Genomic DNA, 463 nt, shown 5'->3' on the forward strand with positions numbered 1-463 from the left:
GTGATCTCGACCCCGACGGGAAGGAAGGTTTGCAAGGTCTCAAGCTGCGCTTCGACGCGTTTGCCGACCTCGACGATATTTTCCGATTCCAGTCCCGAAACGCCAAGGGTGAAGACCTCTTGCCCGTCTTGACGCAAAAGGTGGTCGGGGGCGTCCACACGGCCCCGCGACACGGTTGCCACGTCCAGCAGATTCAGCACCTCGCCCTGAAAGCCGAAGGTCAAGGCGCTGATGTCACCTACACTATCATCGCCCGAGGGACCGTCGATCCGCAGGTTGGTATCGCCAGTTTCGACAAAGCCGGTGGGGTTGATCGCTGTGGATTCACTGATCGCGCCGATGATCACGCTGGGATCAATGCCAAGCTGTGACATCTTTTGCGACGACGGTTCGACAAAAATCGCCTCTTCCGGCAGCCCGTCGATATCGACATTGGCAACACCGTCGACCGTCAGCAGGTCAC

Annotated in this window: 1 protein-coding gene; it reads right to left on the reverse strand. The window is 58.7% G+C overall.

Annotated elements, in window-relative coordinates:
• A partial coding sequence (locus tag B3849_RS13320) for an efflux RND transporter permease subunit (RefSeq protein ID WP_286780304.1) occupies positions 1-463 on the reverse strand: 463 nt, incomplete at both ends.

The organism is Sulfitobacter sp. UBA4523 (assembly GCF_002388305.1).
GTDB classification, from domain to species: Bacteria; Pseudomonadota; Alphaproteobacteria; order Rhodobacterales; family Rhodobacteraceae; genus Sulfitobacter; species Sulfitobacter pontiacus.